This window comes from Desulfobulbaceae bacterium, from assembly GCA_013792005.1.
In the GTDB taxonomy this organism is placed as follows: Bacteria; Desulfobacterota; Desulfobulbia; order Desulfobulbales; family VMSU01; genus VMSU01.
Window position 1 is genome coordinate 1 of record VMSU01000102.1, and the last position, 16,181, is coordinate 16,181.

Here is a 16,181-nt window from a genome sequence, read left to right on the forward strand (position 1 = left end):
CCCGCGCTACGAAAAGGAAACGGTCACCGATCCCAGGGTTAAAGCCTTGTTCGATACCTGGTCTTTGGTAATGGATGCTAACGCCTGGTATCGCATTGACCAGCACTGGATTCTTTCTTTCAGCGCCAAGGAGCTCTTGAAGAAAGACTATAACCAATATCCCGCTTATTATTCCGGGACTCGTCCTCTCGATGCCCCTCGTCCCGATGATCCGCAATATTATGTCTCCCTGTCCTATTCATATTAATCGAGAAGGACGAGAGGGGATGCGTCTGGTTGCGTCCTCTCTTTTTCTGCTGACTCCTTGAAGGGAGTACTCCTGAGATGGTCTTGCGCTCTCCGTCGATAAAAACCAAGTTGACTTTGCTGTTGATGATTACCAGTAGTCTGGCTGTTCTGCTCGTTAGTATGCTGGTGTATTTTTGGCTCGGTAGGCATTATCAGGATATTTATTATAGAGATCTCAATAACTTAGTTGAAATTATAGGTCATAATTGTACGACGGCGTTGCTCTTCGATGTCCCGGAGGATGCGGAGACGGTGCTACGCTCTGTCGATAGCAGGAAGTCGATTGTTGCCATTCGGTTGTATGGTCAAGATCATAAACAGTTTGCTTCCTACGAGAAAAAGGCGCTACGGAGCAAGGGAGGTGATGTCTCCACCAGACGTAATGAGGATGGGAGTGGGTGGTTGCGGGTGGATCATGTCATCACCCTCAAAGATGGGACGAAAATAGGAACTCTGGTCCTCTATGATGATGTCCGTGACATCGCCATTACCCAAAGACAGGGGGCGTATATCTTGGTAGGCTCGGCCCTTGCCGCCTTGATTGTGGCATTTTGTGTGGCGGCCTTTATGCAACGGCGTATTTCCGGGCCATTGTCCTCGTTGACAGAGACGGTTAAACGACTGGCCGGAGGCGATCTGTCGGCCTGGCGGGATATAGAAACTCTGCGGAGCGACGAACTTGGTACTTTGTCGGCAGCTTTCATTGACATGGGGCAAAAGCTTGAGAATTCTTACCGTGAACTCTCAGAGCACAGGCAGACTCTGGAAGAACGGGTAAATGAGCGGACAGAGGAACTCCAACATACCTTGGCAAAGCTCACTGAGAGTCAAACTCAACTTGTTCAGTCCGAAAAAATGGCCGCCCTGGGACACTTGGTCTCCGGTGTGGCCCACGAGGTCAATAATAATATCAATTTTATCTCCTGCGCCTTGCCGTCTATTGCCAGAGAGACCAAGAAACTGGCAGGGTATTTGGATGTGGCTGAGGGGCATTCGACCGAGGTGAGCGGTGCTTACGATGTTGTTCGGATCATTGAGCGTTTGTTGAACAATGCCGAAGAGGGGGTCAGGCGGACGGTTAAAATTGTTTCTGATCTGAGAACCTTTGCCTACCCGAGCCGGGGCCAGTTTACTGAGGTAGATGTTCATCATGAGCTTGATCTGGTCCTCGCTCTGCTCCACTATGAAATTGCCGGACGTGTCGAGATTCGGCTCAATTATGCCCCTGGCCTGCCACTGTTATCCTGTCTTCGGGATCAGATGAATCAGGTCTACATGAATGTCCTTCGTAATGCCCTTCAGGCAATTGGCCGGACCGGCAGGGTAACGATTTCAACCTGGTTGCAGGAAGGGGCGATTCACATTCGTTTTCTCGATAGCGGCATTGGCATCCCTGAGTCGATCCTGCCTAGGATTTTCGATCCATTTTTTACCACCAAGGAGGTTGGTAAGGGGATGGGGTTGGGGTTGGCGATCTCCTATGGCATCGTGAAAAAACATTATGGAGCGATTAGTGTCGAGTCAACCGGTCCGGCTGGGACGGCTTTTGTGCTAAGGCTTCCTGTTCATGCAGGCGGAGTCACTGAAGCAGCGTCCATTCCTGAATCCCAGGGGACGGACAGGAGACGTGGGCTGTGTTGATTCGGGCGCTACATATGCTCTGTCGACGAGAGTGTGATTCTTTAAGGGGTGGAGGCCCTGTTTTTTTTAAAGTGATTTTGGTGGTTTTACTGGTTGTTGGGCTTTCTTGTGGGGGTGGGGCGCGGATTTCTACCTGTTGTGGTGGGGTCTACTCAGTGGAGCAGGACCAAATTAAAGCGGTATACCTGTATAATTTTTTACATGTTGTGAACTGGCCTGAAGACCGTAAGCCGACGGAGGTTTCACCAGCCATGGTCATTGGTGTTCTCGGGACTTCCCTTCTATCTGCCGCCTTGGATGATTTGGCGGAAAGTGTCAGGAAGAGGAAGGGAACGCCCCTTACTGTCGTTCATTTCGGGATATTTAAGGAGGGGATGGATCTCAGCGGGTGTCGTATTGTCTTTGTCAGTGATTCGGAGAAGAAGAATTTTACTAAGATTACCTCCAGTTTGAAGCATGCGTCAGTACTGACCGTGGCCGATTCAGAGGATTTTTTGGCAGCAGGAGGGATGATTGCTCTGGTGGAGCGTTATAATCGGGTCCGCTATCGGATTAATCGTCATGCCGCGTCTGAAGCAGGCCTGCGACTGAGTTCCCAATTGCTGAAATCTGCCCTTAGTGTTGATGGGGGGTAAGGGGAGTGTTGGATAAGTTTCGTTTAGTCACTCTTCATTGGCTGTTATGAATTTATCGTAACTGCTCAGGTTGTCGGTTTACGGTTGACAGTTGACGGTGATTGGGTCCTGCCAATGGCTGAGAACACACTGACATTGAGTATCATGTGATGATTTATGACTAACCATGATTCTTTTAACCGTAAACCGATAACTGATTACCGTTAACCTGTGTAGTTACATTTTATTTAGATAAGGAGAATTACCCATGGCTATTTCTGAAAAAATGAGGGGATTCAATCAGCGGTCCTCATGGATTCGTAAAATGTTTGAAGAGGGCGTCAGGATGAAGGCGCAGTATGGGGAAGACCAGGTCTTTGATTTTAGTCTGGGCAATCCCGACCTGCCACCGCCACCAGAATTTGATCAGGCACTTCTTTCCTTGGCAGCTGAGACTGCACCCGGCTTCCATAGGTATATGCCGAATGGAGGGTACCCCTTTGTCAGAGAGAAGCTGGCAGCCAGGATTTCTGCAGAGCAAGGAGTGTCAATTAGCGGGGGGGATGTTTTGATGACTTGCGGGGCGGCTGGGGGGCTGAATGTAGCGCTCAAGGCAATCCTGAATCCTGGTGATGAAGTAATTCTTCTGGCCCCGTATTTTGTCGAATACGACTTTTATGTCGATAACCACGGAGGTGTGGTGCTGGTTGTGCCTACCGGACCAGATTTCGAGCTTGATTTGAAGACTATCGTTGCCGCTATCAATTCGAAAACCAAGGCTATTATTATTAACAGCCCTAATAACCCGACCGGCCAGATATATTCAGGTGAGGCCATCCATAAGCTTGGCCATGTCCTGGAGGCGGCGAGTGAGAAATTCGGAGCTATCTACCTTATTGCCGACGAACCCTACCGCAAGATCGTCTATGATGGGTTCACTGTGCCTAGCGTTTTCAAGAACTACCAGAACAGTATTATTGTCTCCTCATTTTCCAAGGACCTTTCCCTCCCTGGTGAACGGATCGGTTTTATCGCCTGCCACCCTGAAATTGATAGTCGGTCCGAATTGATCGATGCCATGATACTTGCCAACCGAATTTTAGGCTTTGTCAATGCTCCGGCGCTGATGCAGCGGGTTGTTGCCGCCCTGCAGGATGTGACCGTCGATTGTGCTGTTTATGCCCGTCGGCGGGAGTTGTTTTCACGGATACTTACCGACTGTGGCTATCAGTTCTTTAAGCCCAAGGGCGCTTTCTATATCTTTCCTCAGTCGCCATTGGCCGATGAAGTCCGTTTTGTCTCTCTTCTGCAAGAGCAAAGGGTTTTGGCGGTGCCTGGCCGAGGATTTGGCGCTCCTGGTTATTTTCGTTTGGCCTTTTGTGTGGAAGATGAGGTCATCGAGCGTTCTGCTTCTGGCTTTGCCAAGGCCATGCGGCAAGCGGGTGGGTAAGGATCAATGAATTAGGTCTGTCCTGGGCATTGTTTGGTCTTGAGCGGCGTTTACGAGTTGAGTCCGCGGCTAATAATCTCATGGATTGCTGCCAGAAGTGTTTGGCATTGGGAATCCAGGATGGGGAGTAGTGTTGTTGCCCGGTCGATATCGCCTTCCTTGCCGGCTTCTTCGATCTGGGCGGCGGTTTCTTGCAGTTGCTGGGCGCTGATGTTGCGCGCGGCCCCTTTGACGGTGTGCCCTTGGGCTTGAATCTCCTGAATGTTGCTCTCTGTCACAGCAGTTTTTAAGATTTCGATCTTGTTCGGGATGTCTTCGGCAAAGGCAGTGAGTACTTCATGGGCGAGTTCTTCATCATCGGCTAACCTGCTGATGAGGTCGCTCTGGTCAAGAATTTTGGGAATGTCCTTTTCTGCAGGAGGAAAGAGGTGAGGCTGGGGTATTATTTCTCCCTTGTTTTCCACGCCAAGCCATTTGATTAGTACCACAGCAAGAGCTGCAGCAGACAGGGGCTTGCTCAGATAGTCGTCCATGCCGGCGGCAAGGCATTTTTCGCGGTCACCGGTCAGGGCATGAGCTGTCATTGCGACGATCGGGATGTGACGGACTCCATACTCCATTTCACGGATCTTGGAGGTGGCAAGCAGTCCGTCCAAGACTGGCATCTGGCAGTCCATGAAGACCAAGTCATAGTAATCCCTCTGGACGGCTAGGACCGCCTCCTGGCCATTTGGGACGACAACCGGTTCAATTCCGAATTTTTTGAGCAGGCCAAAGGCCACCTTCTGGTTAGTCAGATTGTCCTCTGCTAGTAGAACGGAGGCTTTATGTTTGATTTTGCCACTCAGGTTATCGAGGGGTGGGATGGTGGAGGACCTCTGCGTGTTGGAGAGAGGGACGGTCTCTCCCCTTAATACGGCAGCCATGACCGTATTGAGCGCCAGTCGTTTTATCGGCTTGTCAATCCGGCCAATGGTTGTCCGGCGAAGGGGAGTGTCTGGCCTTTCCATGCGGCCCAGCGGAGTCATGGTGATTATTGGAGGAGCTCCGGGCATTGGGATGTGTTCTGCTGTTAGATTAATGTTGGTGTCAAGGAGGATGACGTCAAATGGCGTGTTATTGGACAGCGCCTGTTTGATGGCGTCCTGCGCTTCGGTGGTTGATGCTGCTTCCTTGGCGAGGCACCCTGCTTCAGTAAGGGAATGGATCAACCATTGTCGACAGCTGGCGTTATCGTCAACGACCAAGGCGCGCATCCCGTCCAGGCGCGATAGTTCTGGTTTTGCTTTGGTTATTTCGTGGCTTGGCAGATTGAGCGGAAGAGTAAACCAGAATAAAGCCCCATCTCCTTTTCTGCTGGTGACGCCGATTTGGCCGCCCATCATCTCCACTAGTTGTTTGCAGATTGAGAGGCCGAGCCCGGTGCCACCGTAAGAACGGGTAATGGTGTTGTCTGCCTGGACAAAGGGCTTGAACAGGGCTGGAATTTGGGCCGGAGAAATGCCCATGCCGGTGTCGCTTACTTCAAAGAGGATGGTTGTTTTTTTGTTGAATATATTTGACAGCTTGACCCGGAACAGGATTTCTCCGTGACCGGTAAACTTAATGGCGTTGGCGATGAGGTTGGTGATGACTTGTCGAAGACGGTTTGGGTCGCCGATAATCTGGACCGGAATATTGCTGTCTATCTGGCAGATGAAGTCAAGGCCTTTGCGATGGGCGCTTAAGGCTAAAAGGTCACAGATTTCATCCACAAGCGTTGTCGGGTCAAATTCGATTGTCTCAAGGGTAAGTTTGCCTGCCTCGATTTTTGAAAAGTCCAGAATATCGTTGATGATGCTGAGGAGGACTTCGGCGCTGGAGTGAATAGTGTTGAGGTGATCGCGCTGTTCCTCTGTGGGGTTGGAGTGAAGAAGCAGATCGGTTATGCCGATGACCCCATTCATCGGGGTCCTGATCTCGTGACTCATGTTGGCGAGGAATTCACTTTTGGCGGTATTCGCTTTGTCTGCGTCGATGGCCAGTTGATTGGCTCTGGCAATGGCTTGTTCCAGGCGGTAATTGGTTTCTTGGAGGATTTCTTTGGAGCGGATCAGCGCCAGTTCCGCCTCTTTTTGCTTGGTGATGTCCTTGCAAGCCTCAATCATCTGTATCACCTCGCCGTTTTCGTCAAAGATTGGCGATGCGGTGATGTCCACCCAATGCTTTTCTCCGGTTGCTGAGTAGTGGGCATGGATCACGTTGACGGGACGTTTGTGCTTGAGCACCAGAGGTAGGGGGCAGGGGTCGTCACTGCCGGTGCAGGGGATGTCTTGGTGATGGGATACTTGGTGGCAGCATAATTTCTTTGCCACTGGGTCGTAGCCTGCTAATTGATGGACCGCTGTGTTGGCCATGACAATGCGGTAGTTGCGGTCAATGACCAGAAAGGTGTCGGGAATGGCGTTGATTGCGGTCCGGAGTTGATCGTGGGCCTGTCGCAGTTCTTTTTCGGATTGTGAGGATTCTCGCATCAGCGCCCAGAGGAAAAACGTGATAGCGCCACTAATGCTTAGGAGTAATCCGGCCTCAGGAAGGGCATTTCCTGAGAAGGAGAACGAGTGCAGTTGGGTTAATGAAGCTACTCCGAGCAGAGCAAAGGCAAGGAAGACGAGAATGTGCAGGGCTTTGAAGTAAGGCTTTTTCATGGGGTCTCCGGAGGATATTATATTGTGATTAGTATGGAGAAATGGTAGTTGCCTGTCAAGTGGCAAAATGTCACAATGTGTTATCTGGGGTGTGACATTATCAGCATGAACAGATCTTGGCGTCAGCTGGATCAAACCTTGTGTGGCGGGTTGGCATCTGGTACATTCGGACCGAATTTCAGCAGGATTTTCACTTCATGGTGTTGGTGTTGATGTAAATGGCACCCTGTCGAAAAATCGTAATTGTTAAGTAACTATTCACCTTCTGACCCAGAAAGGTGCCGAAGCCCAGAACCGTAACTGTTCAGCAGTGCCGCAGATGCTAGGCATCGGCTTGTGATGTGTGCTTTTCGCACATGAGCAGGCCGATAACAACGCAGATGTGGCACTGCTGGACAGTTACATTGTTAATTCATATTTTTCTTAAGGCTGACAATGGCAACAGATCTGATTATTAACGCGACCTCCTATGAGGTAAGGATTGCTCTGGTAGAGCACGGTGAGCTGGTGGAGTTTTATTTGGAGCGCCCTACCGAAAAGGGACTGGTCGGGAATATCTATCATGGCCGGGTTGTTCGAGTCCTGCCGGGGATGCAGGCGGCATTTGTCGATATTGGTCTGGACCGCACCGGTTTTTTGTATGTCGATGATGTTAATGTTGGCGCCCAGAAGATGGACAACCTGCCTGTTCCCTTGATCATTGATGATGATCATCTGCCGACCGACTTTCAGGTGCAGCGTGAGCCAGGCACTAACATTGACGATCTGCTGGTTGAGGGGCAGGAGATTCTGGTGCAGATCACCAAGGAGCCTATTGGGACTAAAGGGGCAAGGCTGACCTGCAATATTACCTTGCCTTGCCGCAATCTGGTCTTTATGCCGATGACTGACCATATCGGAGTTTCCCGTAAGATCGAGGACGAAGGGCTGCGGCAGCAGTTCAAGGAGGTTATCGAGTCTCTCAGGCCAGCTGACACCGGCTTTATTGTCCGGACGGTGGCGGAGAGCGCAACTCGGGAAGATATGGAGGCGGATATGGAGTTCCTCTTAAATCTTTGGAGCGAAATTCAGACTAAGACCGCCAAGCACAAAGTGCCGGGCCTGGTTTATGAAGATCTTGATATTATACTGCGGGTGGTGAGGGATGTGTTTTCGCCGACGGTCGATCGGGTGGTGGTCGATGATAAGGCGACCTATCTTCGGGTGTTAAATTTTGTCGATCATTTTGCACCTCGTTTGAGCCACAAGGTCCACTTCTTTTCCGAGAACACCCCGGTTTTTGAGGCTTACGGGATCGAGATGGATATTAATCGGGCCTTGAACAAGAAGGTTTGGCTGCGCTGCGGCGGGTACATTATTATTGAGGCAACTGAGGCCTTAACGGTGGTTGATGTCAATACAGGGCGCTATGTCGGTAAGGTTGACCTGGAGGACACTATCTTCAAGGCTAATGTCGAAGCGGCCAAGGAGATTGCTTACCAGCTTCGGCTGAAGAATATCGGCGGTATTATTATTGTCGATTTCATCGATATGGAGAAGGAGTCCCATCGCGAGGAGGTTGGCCGGATCTTGCAGGAGGCGGTGAAAAGAGACAAGTGCCGGGTCAATATCCTCAAGGTCTCTGAGTTCGGCCTGGTGCAGATGACCAGGAAGCGGACCCGGGAGGACCTGAATCGGATGATGTGTGAGCCGTGCCAGTGTTGCCGGGGTGATGGGTTTGTTAAATCGCGTCGAACTGTATGTTATGAGATCTTTCGCAATATTTCACTCAATGCCGAAAAGATTAATGCTACCAAGGTTCGAATTATTGTCAGTTCGCCGGTGGCGGCCTTGATGTTGAAAGAGGAGGCCGGTACCCTCCATCGGATTGAAGATGATATTCAGAAGCAGATCAATATCTTCCCTGATAAGAATATGGCGTTGGAGAAGTATGAGATAGTTTGGGATAATACCTGAAACTCCGATCTGAGATGGCTGTGGGTTGTCTTTTGCGGCAACCAGGTATTGACAAAAACTTAAAGTATGGTACATAGTGCTGTTTTGTGATTTCGGGTGAGCAAATAGATAATATCTTTCTGGGCGAGCCAGGGTGGATGAATTTTTTTTAGGAGGAATAGTATGTACGCAATTATCCGTACCGGCGGCAAGCAATATCAGGTCGCTCCGGGAGAACGCCTTCGGGTGGAAAAATTGGATGGCAATATCGGCGACAGCATTGAGATCAGCGATGTGTTGATGGTTGTTGACGGTGAAAATATCAAGATCGGACAGCCGGTAGTTGACGGCGCGAAGGTCAGTGCCAGGATCGTAGAGCAGGATAAGGCCAAGAAGATCGTAGTCTTCAAGAAGAAGCGACGTGCCGGACACCGGGTTAAGAATGGTCATCGGCAGCCGTTTACAAGTTTGGAGATTCAGGAGATTTCTGCCTGATACTGGTGTAGTAGGGGTTCTGATGCACAGATTAATTTGACTGGACTTACGGTTATGCCGTGCCAGTGGAGCATGCGAGGAAAAGACAATGGCACATAAGAAGGCGGGCGGGAGCTCGAGAAATGGTCGTGATAGTAATTCCCAGCGTCGAGGCGTTAAGCGTTTCGGTGGGCAGGTGGTGCGGGCTGGTAATATCCTGGTTCGTCAGGTTGGCACGAAGATCCATCCAGGGACCAATGTTGGTTGCGGCAAGGATTACACCTTGTTTGCCCTGACTGATGGTGTGGTTGCCTATGAGACGTTCGGCCGTGGCCGAAAACGGGTCAGCATTTACCCTGCCGCTGCCAATTCATAATTTTTTATCTGTCTACAGTAAGGGCCGGTGTTGCTTGCTTTGTCAAGGGATGCCGGCCTTATTTATTTGGTGCGGTCAGTTCTGTAAAGGAAAACATGGGGTTTATTGACGAAGCAAAATTTTTTGTCAAGGGTGGTGACGGTGGGCGCGGTTGTGTCAGCTTTCGGAGGGAGAAGTATGTGCCCAAGGGTGGTCCGGATGGCGGAGACGGCGGAGATGGTGGCACGGTCTATCTTGAGGCATCCCAGCGTTTGCATTCACTGATTGATTTTTCGTATAAATCCCATTTTAATGCCGTGAGTGGTGGGCATGGCATGGGCAAGAAAATGCACGGCAGAAATGGCGGGGACCTGGTGGTGATGGTCCCGAGAGGCGCGGTGGTCAAAGATGTAGAAACTGGTGAGGTTCTAGCCGATCTTGTCAATGACGGTGATCGGTTCTGTGCCGCTCGAGGTGGAGACGGGGGGCGTGGCAATGTGCACTTTGCTTCTTCTTTGAACCGGGCGCCACGGCGGGCGACCCCAGGCTATCCCGGTGAGGAACGCTGGCTCCGGCTCGAGTTGAAGCTGATCGCTGATGTTGGACTCGTAGGGTTGCCTAATGCTGGCAAATCTACCCTTTTGTCAAAACTTTCCGCTGCACGGCCTAAAATCGGAGATTATCCCTTTACTACCCTGGAACCGCAGCTTGGAATCATGCAACTGGCGGATCATGATCCGTATGTGATTGCCGATATTCCTGGTCTTATCCATGGCGCGCATCTAGGGGCGGGGCTTGGTCATAAGTTTTTACGTCATATTGAACGGACTCGGGTGCTGCTTCATGTGGTTGATGTCTCAGGTCTCGATGATGAACCGTGGCAGCATTATCAGACTATCGAGCAGGAGCTTCGTCAGTATGACGAAGAATTGGTCGGTCGTGCATGTCTTGTAGCCTTGAACAAGATTGATCGACTTGAGGATGAGTCCCGTCTGGATGAGGTGAAGGCTTTCTTTAGTGGCGAGGGGTTAGAGGTGATGGCGGTCTCTGCACTGACAGGTGAGGGGCTTGATGCTTTGCGCGGGCGGTTGGTGGAACTGCTTGAGGCCAAGGATCATGATGCTATGTTGGCTGAAATCGAACACAGTGATGAGCCAGGAGACGATGACGTTTCAGGTGAGTAAAGAGCACGGGATGGCGGCGCGGCAGAGTTTACTCGCCCGGGCCAAAAGGATTGTGGTCAAGGTCGGCAGCGCGGTGCTTACCCAGGTCGATGGTTTGAACCTTGAGGTTATGGCCAGTCTGGCCCAGGACATCCATTCATTGATCCTTGAAGGCCGTGAAGTGGTGCTGGTTTCGTCCGGTGCCGTGGCTGCGGGCCGAAAGCGGCTGGCCTTAGGGGATCGTGCCTTGGTCATGCGTGAGAAGCAGGCTGCCGCCGCCCTTGGCCAGGTCCGCTTGATGCGGGAGTACGAGGATATTTTTCAAAATCTCGATCAAAAGGTCGCTCAAGTGCTCCTGACACATGGTGATCTAGCCGATCGTGACCGCTATCTCAACGTCCGTAACGCTTTGTTTACCATGTTTGATTGGCAGATCCTGCCGATCATTAATGAGAACGACACAGTTTCTGTCAACGAGTTACGTTTTGGTGACAATGATACTTTGGCTGCCATGACTACCAATATGATCGATGCCGATCTTTTTATCTGTCTTACCGATGTCGAGGGGCTGTATACCGGAAATCCGGCAGTGAATCCTGCTGCGCGACTAGTGGCCACCGTGGCAACGGTGGACAGCGAGGTAGAGGCCATGGCCGGACACGTATCCGGCGCCTTGGGTACTGGTGGGATGCGCAGTAAAATATTGGCGGCACGGATGGTCTCGGTTCGGGGCGGAAGTTCCTTTATCGGCCATGGCCGTCAGCCGGGGACACTACGGCGTCTTTTTGATGGCGAACCGGTAGGGACTTTCTTTCTTCCCCAGCAGGAGAAGTTGCAAAGTCGTAAGCATTGGATCGCCTATACCTTGAGGCCTAAGGGGTATCTTGTCCTTGATGATGGCGCGTGCCATGCCGTGACTGCGGGCGGAAAGAGTCTGCTGCCGTCGGGGATTATGGAGACCAGGGGGAATTTTAAAATTGGTGACCCTGTTCATTGTCTCGACCGTAATGATGAAGCTTTGGCCGCCGGTTTGGTGAACTATTCTTCGGAGGATATCCGTAGGATTCAGGGGATGCGCAGTAGCGCCATCAAAGAGGTGTTGGGCTTTATGGACAGCGAAGAGGTAATTCACCGCGATAATTTGGTGGTCCTCTGATTCAGGTGAAGGACAATAACCCTAAGATTGATGGCGTCGCAAAAAGCCCGATCTACTGCGTTGCAGCGCACTTTTGCTCATTCGGCACACCATATGTGTGGCCTCATTCGCAAAAGCACACTGCGCCTTGTATGTCGGCCCTTTTGCTTAGCCATCCCGTGACTTTTTGCGAGATCATCAAGATTATGTGTATGCAATGTTAATGCGAGGAGGCACTATGACCGTTCAGGAAACAATTACCAGCTTGGCAGTGGCGGCCCGCAAGGCGGCCCGTGGTCTCTCTGCGCTGTCAACCGAGGTTAAGAACCGGGCGCTGCTGAAAATGGCGGATGAACTGCTCAGGCAGCGTGAGGTGATCCGGGTGGAGAATGAGAAAGATCTAGCTGCGGGACGAGCCAAGGGTCTGTCCGCCGCCATGCTTGATCGTCTGGATCTGACCGATAAGGTTATTGCTTCCATGGTAACCGGACTGCGCGAGGTCGCGGTTCTGCCCGATCCTGTCGGTGAGATTACTGAGATGAACCGTCGCCCCAATGGTCTTATGGTTGGCCGGATGCGAATTCCACTGGGGGTTATCGGGATGATTTACGAGTCACGACCGAATGTGACGGTGGATGCAGCGGCCCTCTGTCTTAAGACAGGTAACGCCATTATCCTGCGAGGCGGCTCTGAGGCAATTCATTCTAATCTGGCCCTGGCCAAGATTCTCCAGGAGGTTTTGGTCTCTGAAAATATTCCTGCGGCAGCGGTGCAGGTTATTCCGACCACTGATCGGGAGGCGATTACCACCATGCTGACCCTGGAAGAACATATCGATTTGATCATTCCTCGCGGCGGTGAGGGGTTGATTCGTTTTGTCTCTGAAAATTCTCGGATTCCGGTCTTGAAGCATTATAAGGGTGTGTGTCATATCTTTATCGATAGTTCTGCTGAAGTGCAGATGGCAGGCGATATTGTGATGAACGCCAAAGTACAGCGCCCCGGGGTCTGCAACTCCCTTGAGACTCTGTTGGTCCATCGTGATGTGGCAGCTTCTTTTCTCCCGGTTATTGGTAAGCGTCTGGTCGACGCCGGCGTCGAGCTGCGAGGATGTCCGGAAACCAAGGCGATCCTGCCGTCCGTGATTCCTGCGATGGAAGAGGATTGGCCTGCCGAGTATCTTGATCTTATCCTGGCGGTTAAAGTTGTGCCTGATCTTGATGCCGCGCTTGATCATATCGCTACCTACAGTTCTCTCCACACCGAGTCAATCATCACCTCGAATTATGCCAATGCCCAGCGCTTTATCCGTGAGGTGGAGTCTTCCTCGGTGATGGTCAATGCCTCGACCCGGTTCAGTGATGGCGGTCAGTTCGGTTTGGGCGCCGAGATCGGTATCAGCACCACGAAGCTCCATGCCTATGGCCCTATGGGTTTAAAGGAGCTTACCACCAAGAAGTTCATTGTCTACGGTGACGGTCAGATCCGCCAATGATGGCTTGGCTGGTGTGGTGAAGATGGGGGGCACCGGCCTGCTTGGCGGCACCTTTGATCCTATTCATCACGGCCATCTGGCAGTGGCGCGTGCTGTTCGGGATCAACTGGCTCTAGATCGAGTCTTGCTGATCCCTGCTTCGCGCCCCCCTCATAAGTTGCATATCCCTATTACTCCATTTGCACTGAGGTCGGAGATGATTCGTGCCGCTTTGGTCGATGATCCTACTCTGACCTTAAGCCTTATTGAGCAGGAGACCAACGGACCTTCCTACTCTATCGATACCCTGGAACGTTTGGCATCAGGGATCGACTTGTTCTCCTCGTATTTTATTATCGGCGCTGATGCCTTTGCCGATTTCCCTTCTTGGAAGCGATTCCGTGATATTTTAGCGTTCACTAATCTGGTGGTAGTTAATAGGGACGAAGCCATGGGCCAGCCTCAGTCGGTGATTGATAGATATTTTCCTGAACTGCGCCGTGATTCTGCCGGGATCTGGAGTGGTGGGTCTTGTCCGGGTGTGATCCGTGTCGTTACCATGCCTCAGGTTGACATCTCTTCGACCTCGCTTCGTGAGATGGTTAGATGTGGTGACGATATATCGTCCCTGGTTCCGGATGGGGTAGCGGTAATTATTGCCAGATCCGGGTTGTATAAAGCCTAGCACAGCATGTGCGTCGGTGTGTTATCCACACGCAACGAAGAACGATCAGAGGGTGTGTGGGGTGAACATTAACCATCTCTCATCTGGCGAGGTGGAGAAATGGTATGATGTCAGATTGAGTAAGTTTCCTTCTTAGAATTTATACCTTAATCTTGATGGAATTATGTTTTGACAGCTGGGTCCACTTTAGTACGTTACCTGGAGCGAACCTCGACTCCGCACTCTCGCAGATGTTCCTTGACCGAGGCGATGGGGACCTCCTGGCGATGGAAGATGCCGGCAGCCAAGGCGGCGTCGGCCTTGGTTTTGGCAAAGACCTCGCTGAAGTGTTCAGGTTTGCCGGCGCCGCTTGAGGCGATAACCGGGATCGAGACATTGTTTCTGATCAGGTTAATCAGTTCCAGGTCGAAGCCTGAGTTGGTGCCGTCGCGGTCGATGCAGTTCAGCAGGATCTCGCCCGCCCCCAGTTTTTCGCACGTTGTGGCCAGAGTCAAGGCGTCGAGATCACGGCCTTCGCGGCCTCCCTTGACCGTGCACTGGTACCAGCAATGCTCTTCTCCGCTGGGGCCGGGGAACTGAGTCTTGATGCTGTTCCTGGCAGGATCGGGATCAGTACAGTATACCCGTCTGGGGTCGACGGAGATCACCACTGCTTGGTTGCCATAGACGTGGGAGATCTGTTCGATGGAGCTTGTTCCCGATTTACGGCCGTTTTTGATGAATTCTTCAACCGTGTGTACGGCGTCACTGCCGATTGAGATCTTGTCGGCCCCGGAACGGAAATATTCCGCAGCCACTTCGAGCGATGAGTAGTGTTGGCCGTCGGAGGCCGTATATTCACGGATTCCTCCGCCGATGGTCAGAGGGACAAAGACCTGCTCAGAGGTGCGACGCAGGACCTCGATCATTGGTTGGTCCTTCAGCGGGAAGGCTCGGAAGGCGGTAATGTTCAGGAAAGTGATTTCGTCCGCCCCTTCCTCATAGTATCGACGGGCCAGGTCTACCGGCTTGCCGAGGTTTCTGACCTTGCCGGATTCACGGACATCATACTGGTCCCCTTTGGTCACCACCAGGTCACCTTCGTCGTTGCTACGGACATCGAGGCAGGCGATCACTCGTTTTGCCAATCTGGTTTTCGATAAGACCTCGGTCTTTGTTGGGGAAGAGGTCAGATCTCCGGCGCGGAGGAAATTGCCGAGCAGGGTCAGTCCGGCCTCACCGCTCTTTTCCGGATGAAACTGGAAAGCAGCGACATTGCCCTTTTGCACTCCGCTGATGAATTCATCGCCGTAGTTAGTGGTGGTCAGGATCCATTCCTGGTTTTTTGCGTTAGGCATGGCCCGGTAAGAGTGGACAAAATAGAGCTTTTCCTGCTGGTAGCCAGTGAGAAGGGAAGAATCTTGGCGGCAGTTAATGTCGTTCCAGCCGATCTGAGGAACTGACAGTCCCGGGGTGGTGAAGCGTCCCACCGTACCGGGGATAATGCCAAGGCCGGGGACACCGAGAGACTCCTCGCTTGACTCAAAAAGGGTTTGCAGTCCCAGGCAGATTCCGAGGAACGGTCTGTCTTCCCGTAGGTAAGCAAGGAGTGGCTCGATATAACCGAGTTCGTTGAGCCGATGGATGGCGCTGCCGAAACTACCGACCCCAGGAAAAACCAGCCGCTGGGCTGCGGTAATGTCTTCTGGCTTGCGGACATCACAGATCTCGAAGCCAAGACGTTTAATTGCGTTTCTGACGCTACGGACATTGCCGGCGCCGTAATCAAGCAAAGTTATCATTAGTAGTACCTTTTTGGAGCGGGTAATGGTTTATTTTGTCAGAAGGGAAGGATGGACGGGCTTATTATAAGCAGTCGATTGTGCCGCAATCTACCGGAGCAGGGGCGTAAAAGCAAGATTTGTGTTTTTTCCTAATTCTGATTAAGCAGTGACCCGTTACCCCATCCCTGGATTTTTACGAAATCGTTATCGTGATTACCCAGGTTGCCGGTGATTAGTTGCCGGTTTACGGTTAGCAGACTCAGACTTAGCTCGCATTTTACATTCAGTAACCCCAGCATGATTGTAGCTGGGGTTCAGTGCGTCACAACGGTCTGGATTCCGGCTAAAATCATGCCGGAATGACGCGAGATTTTATGCGTGAACAACTGTAAAGTAAATGTGACAAAGTAGAATTGACAATCTCGTAAAAAGTTCGGGGATGGCTAAGCAAAAGGTGAGATATACAGGTAAGCGATCGAAGAGAGACTCCGAGGCGCGGGGTGTGTTTCGGAGTCTC

General features: G+C 51.6%; 12 protein-coding genes. 10 read left to right on the plus strand and 2 right to left on the minus strand.

Annotated elements, in window-relative coordinates:
* Positions 1-324: 324 nt before the first annotated feature.
* The 3 genes from FP815_05700 (at position 325) to FP815_05710 (ending at position 3,993) form a co-directional block, all read left to right on the plus strand.
* Positions 325-1,929: a HAMP domain-containing protein gene (locus FP815_05700; protein ID MBA3014431.1), complete on the plus strand. Its 1,605-nt coding sequence runs from the start codon at positions 325-327 to the stop codon at positions 1,927-1,929.
* Positions 1,923-2,564, plus strand: coding sequence for a YfiR family protein (locus FP815_05705; protein ID MBA3014432.1), 642 nt, complete (start codon positions 1,923-1,925; stop codon positions 2,562-2,564). Before FP815_05700 ends, FP815_05705 begins: the two co-directional genes overlap by 7 nt.
* A 247-nt stretch (positions 2,565-2,811) precedes the next feature.
* A complete protein-coding gene (locus FP815_05710) occupies positions 2,812-3,993 on the plus strand; it encodes a pyridoxal phosphate-dependent aminotransferase (protein ID MBA3014433.1) in 1,182 nt (393 codons plus the stop codon).
* 50 nt (positions 3,994-4,043) lie between these two features.
* Here FP815_05710 and FP815_05715 read toward each other — a convergent pair whose 3' ends face one another.
* Positions 4,044-6,680 carry a response regulator gene (locus tag FP815_05715; GenBank protein ID MBA3014434.1) on the minus strand — a complete coding sequence of 879 codons (2,637 nt, stop codon included), beginning with the start codon at positions 6,678-6,680 and terminating at the stop codon, positions 4,044-4,046.
* Positions 6,681-7,115: 435 nt separating this feature from the next.
* On the opposite strand from FP815_05715, the gene FP815_05720 reads away from it, so the two are divergent.
* From FP815_05720 to nadD, 7 genes are all read left to right on the plus strand, one after another.
* Positions 7,116-8,636, plus strand: coding sequence for an Rne/Rng family ribonuclease (locus FP815_05720; protein ID MBA3014435.1), 1,521 nt, complete (start codon positions 7,116-7,118; stop codon positions 8,634-8,636).
* A 162-nt stretch (positions 8,637-8,798) separates the two neighbouring features.
* Complete coding sequence (gene rplU, locus FP815_05725; protein ID MBA3014436.1) at positions 8,799-9,110, plus strand: 50S ribosomal protein L21; 312 nt, start codon at positions 8,799-8,801, stop codon at positions 9,108-9,110.
* A gap of 88 nt (positions 9,111-9,198) precedes the next feature.
* Positions 9,199-9,465 (plus strand): 50S ribosomal protein L27, encoded by a 267-nt coding sequence (locus tag FP815_05730; protein ID MBA3014437.1) that lies wholly within the window; start codon positions 9,199-9,201, stop codon positions 9,463-9,465.
* 95 nt (positions 9,466-9,560) lie between these two features.
* The gene (obgE, locus tag FP815_05735) at positions 9,561-10,628 is read left to right on the plus strand and encodes a GTPase ObgE (GenBank protein ID MBA3014438.1); all 1,068 of its coding nucleotides are present in this window, start codon (positions 9,561-9,563) and stop codon (positions 10,626-10,628) included.
* Positions 10,609-11,763, plus strand: a complete 1,155-nt coding sequence (gene proB / locus FP815_05740; protein ID MBA3014439.1) for a glutamate 5-kinase — start codon at positions 10,609-10,611, stop codon at positions 11,761-11,763. The genes obgE and proB overlap by 20 nt, the downstream gene beginning before the upstream one ends.
* Positions 11,764-11,980: 217 nt before the next feature.
* On the plus strand, positions 11,981-13,237 hold the full coding sequence (locus tag FP815_05745; GenBank protein MBA3014440.1) for a glutamate-5-semialdehyde dehydrogenase: 1,257 nt from the start codon (positions 11,981-11,983) through the stop codon (positions 13,235-13,237).
* A complete protein-coding gene (nadD, locus tag FP815_05750) occupies positions 13,215-13,901 on the plus strand; it encodes a nicotinate (nicotinamide) nucleotide adenylyltransferase (protein ID MBA3014441.1) in 687 nt (228 codons plus the stop codon). Before FP815_05745 ends, nadD begins: the two co-directional genes overlap by 23 nt.
* A gap of 194 nt (positions 13,902-14,095) precedes the next feature.
* Here nadD and hisF read toward each other — a convergent pair whose 3' ends face one another.
* The gene (hisF, locus tag FP815_05755) at positions 14,096-15,682 is read right to left on the minus strand and encodes an imidazole glycerol phosphate synthase subunit HisF (GenBank protein MBA3014442.1); all 1,587 of its coding nucleotides are present in this window, start codon (positions 15,680-15,682) and stop codon (positions 14,096-14,098) included.
* Positions 15,683-16,181: the final 499 nt, after the last annotated feature.

Excerpts from the sequence above, each read along its gene's own strand:
- FP815_05730 (MBA3014437.1), top strand. The coding sequence starts at position 9,199 with ATGGCACATAAGAAGGCGGGCGGGAGCTCGAGAAATGGTCGTGATAGT.
- FP815_05745 (MBA3014440.1), top strand. The coding sequence starts at position 11,981 with ATGACCGTTCAGGAAACAATTACCAGCTTGGCAGTGGCGGCCCGCAAG.
- FP815_05700 (MBA3014431.1), top strand. The coding sequence starts at position 325 with ATGGTCTTGCGCTCTCCGTCGATAAAAACCAAGTTGACTTTGCTGTTG.
- obgE (MBA3014438.1), top strand. The coding sequence starts at position 9,561 with ATGGGGTTTATTGACGAAGCAAAATTTTTTGTCAAGGGTGGTGACGGT.
- proB (MBA3014439.1), top strand. The coding sequence starts at position 10,609 with ATGACGTTTCAGGTGAGTAAAGAGCACGGGATGGCGGCGCGGCAGAGT.
- rplU (MBA3014436.1), top strand. The coding sequence starts at position 8,799 with ATGTACGCAATTATCCGTACCGGCGGCAAGCAATATCAGGTCGCTCCG.
- FP815_05710 (MBA3014433.1), top strand. The coding sequence starts at position 2,812 with ATGGCTATTTCTGAAAAAATGAGGGGATTCAATCAGCGGTCCTCATGG.
- FP815_05715 (MBA3014434.1), bottom strand. The coding sequence starts at position 6,680 with ATGAAAAAGCCTTACTTCAAAGCCCTGCACATTCTCGTCTTCCTTGCC.
- FP815_05720 (MBA3014435.1), top strand. The coding sequence starts at position 7,116 with ATGGCAACAGATCTGATTATTAACGCGACCTCCTATGAGGTAAGGATT.
- hisF (MBA3014442.1), bottom strand. The coding sequence starts at position 15,682 with ATGATAACTTTGCTTGATTACGGCGCCGGCAATGTCCGTAGCGTCAGA.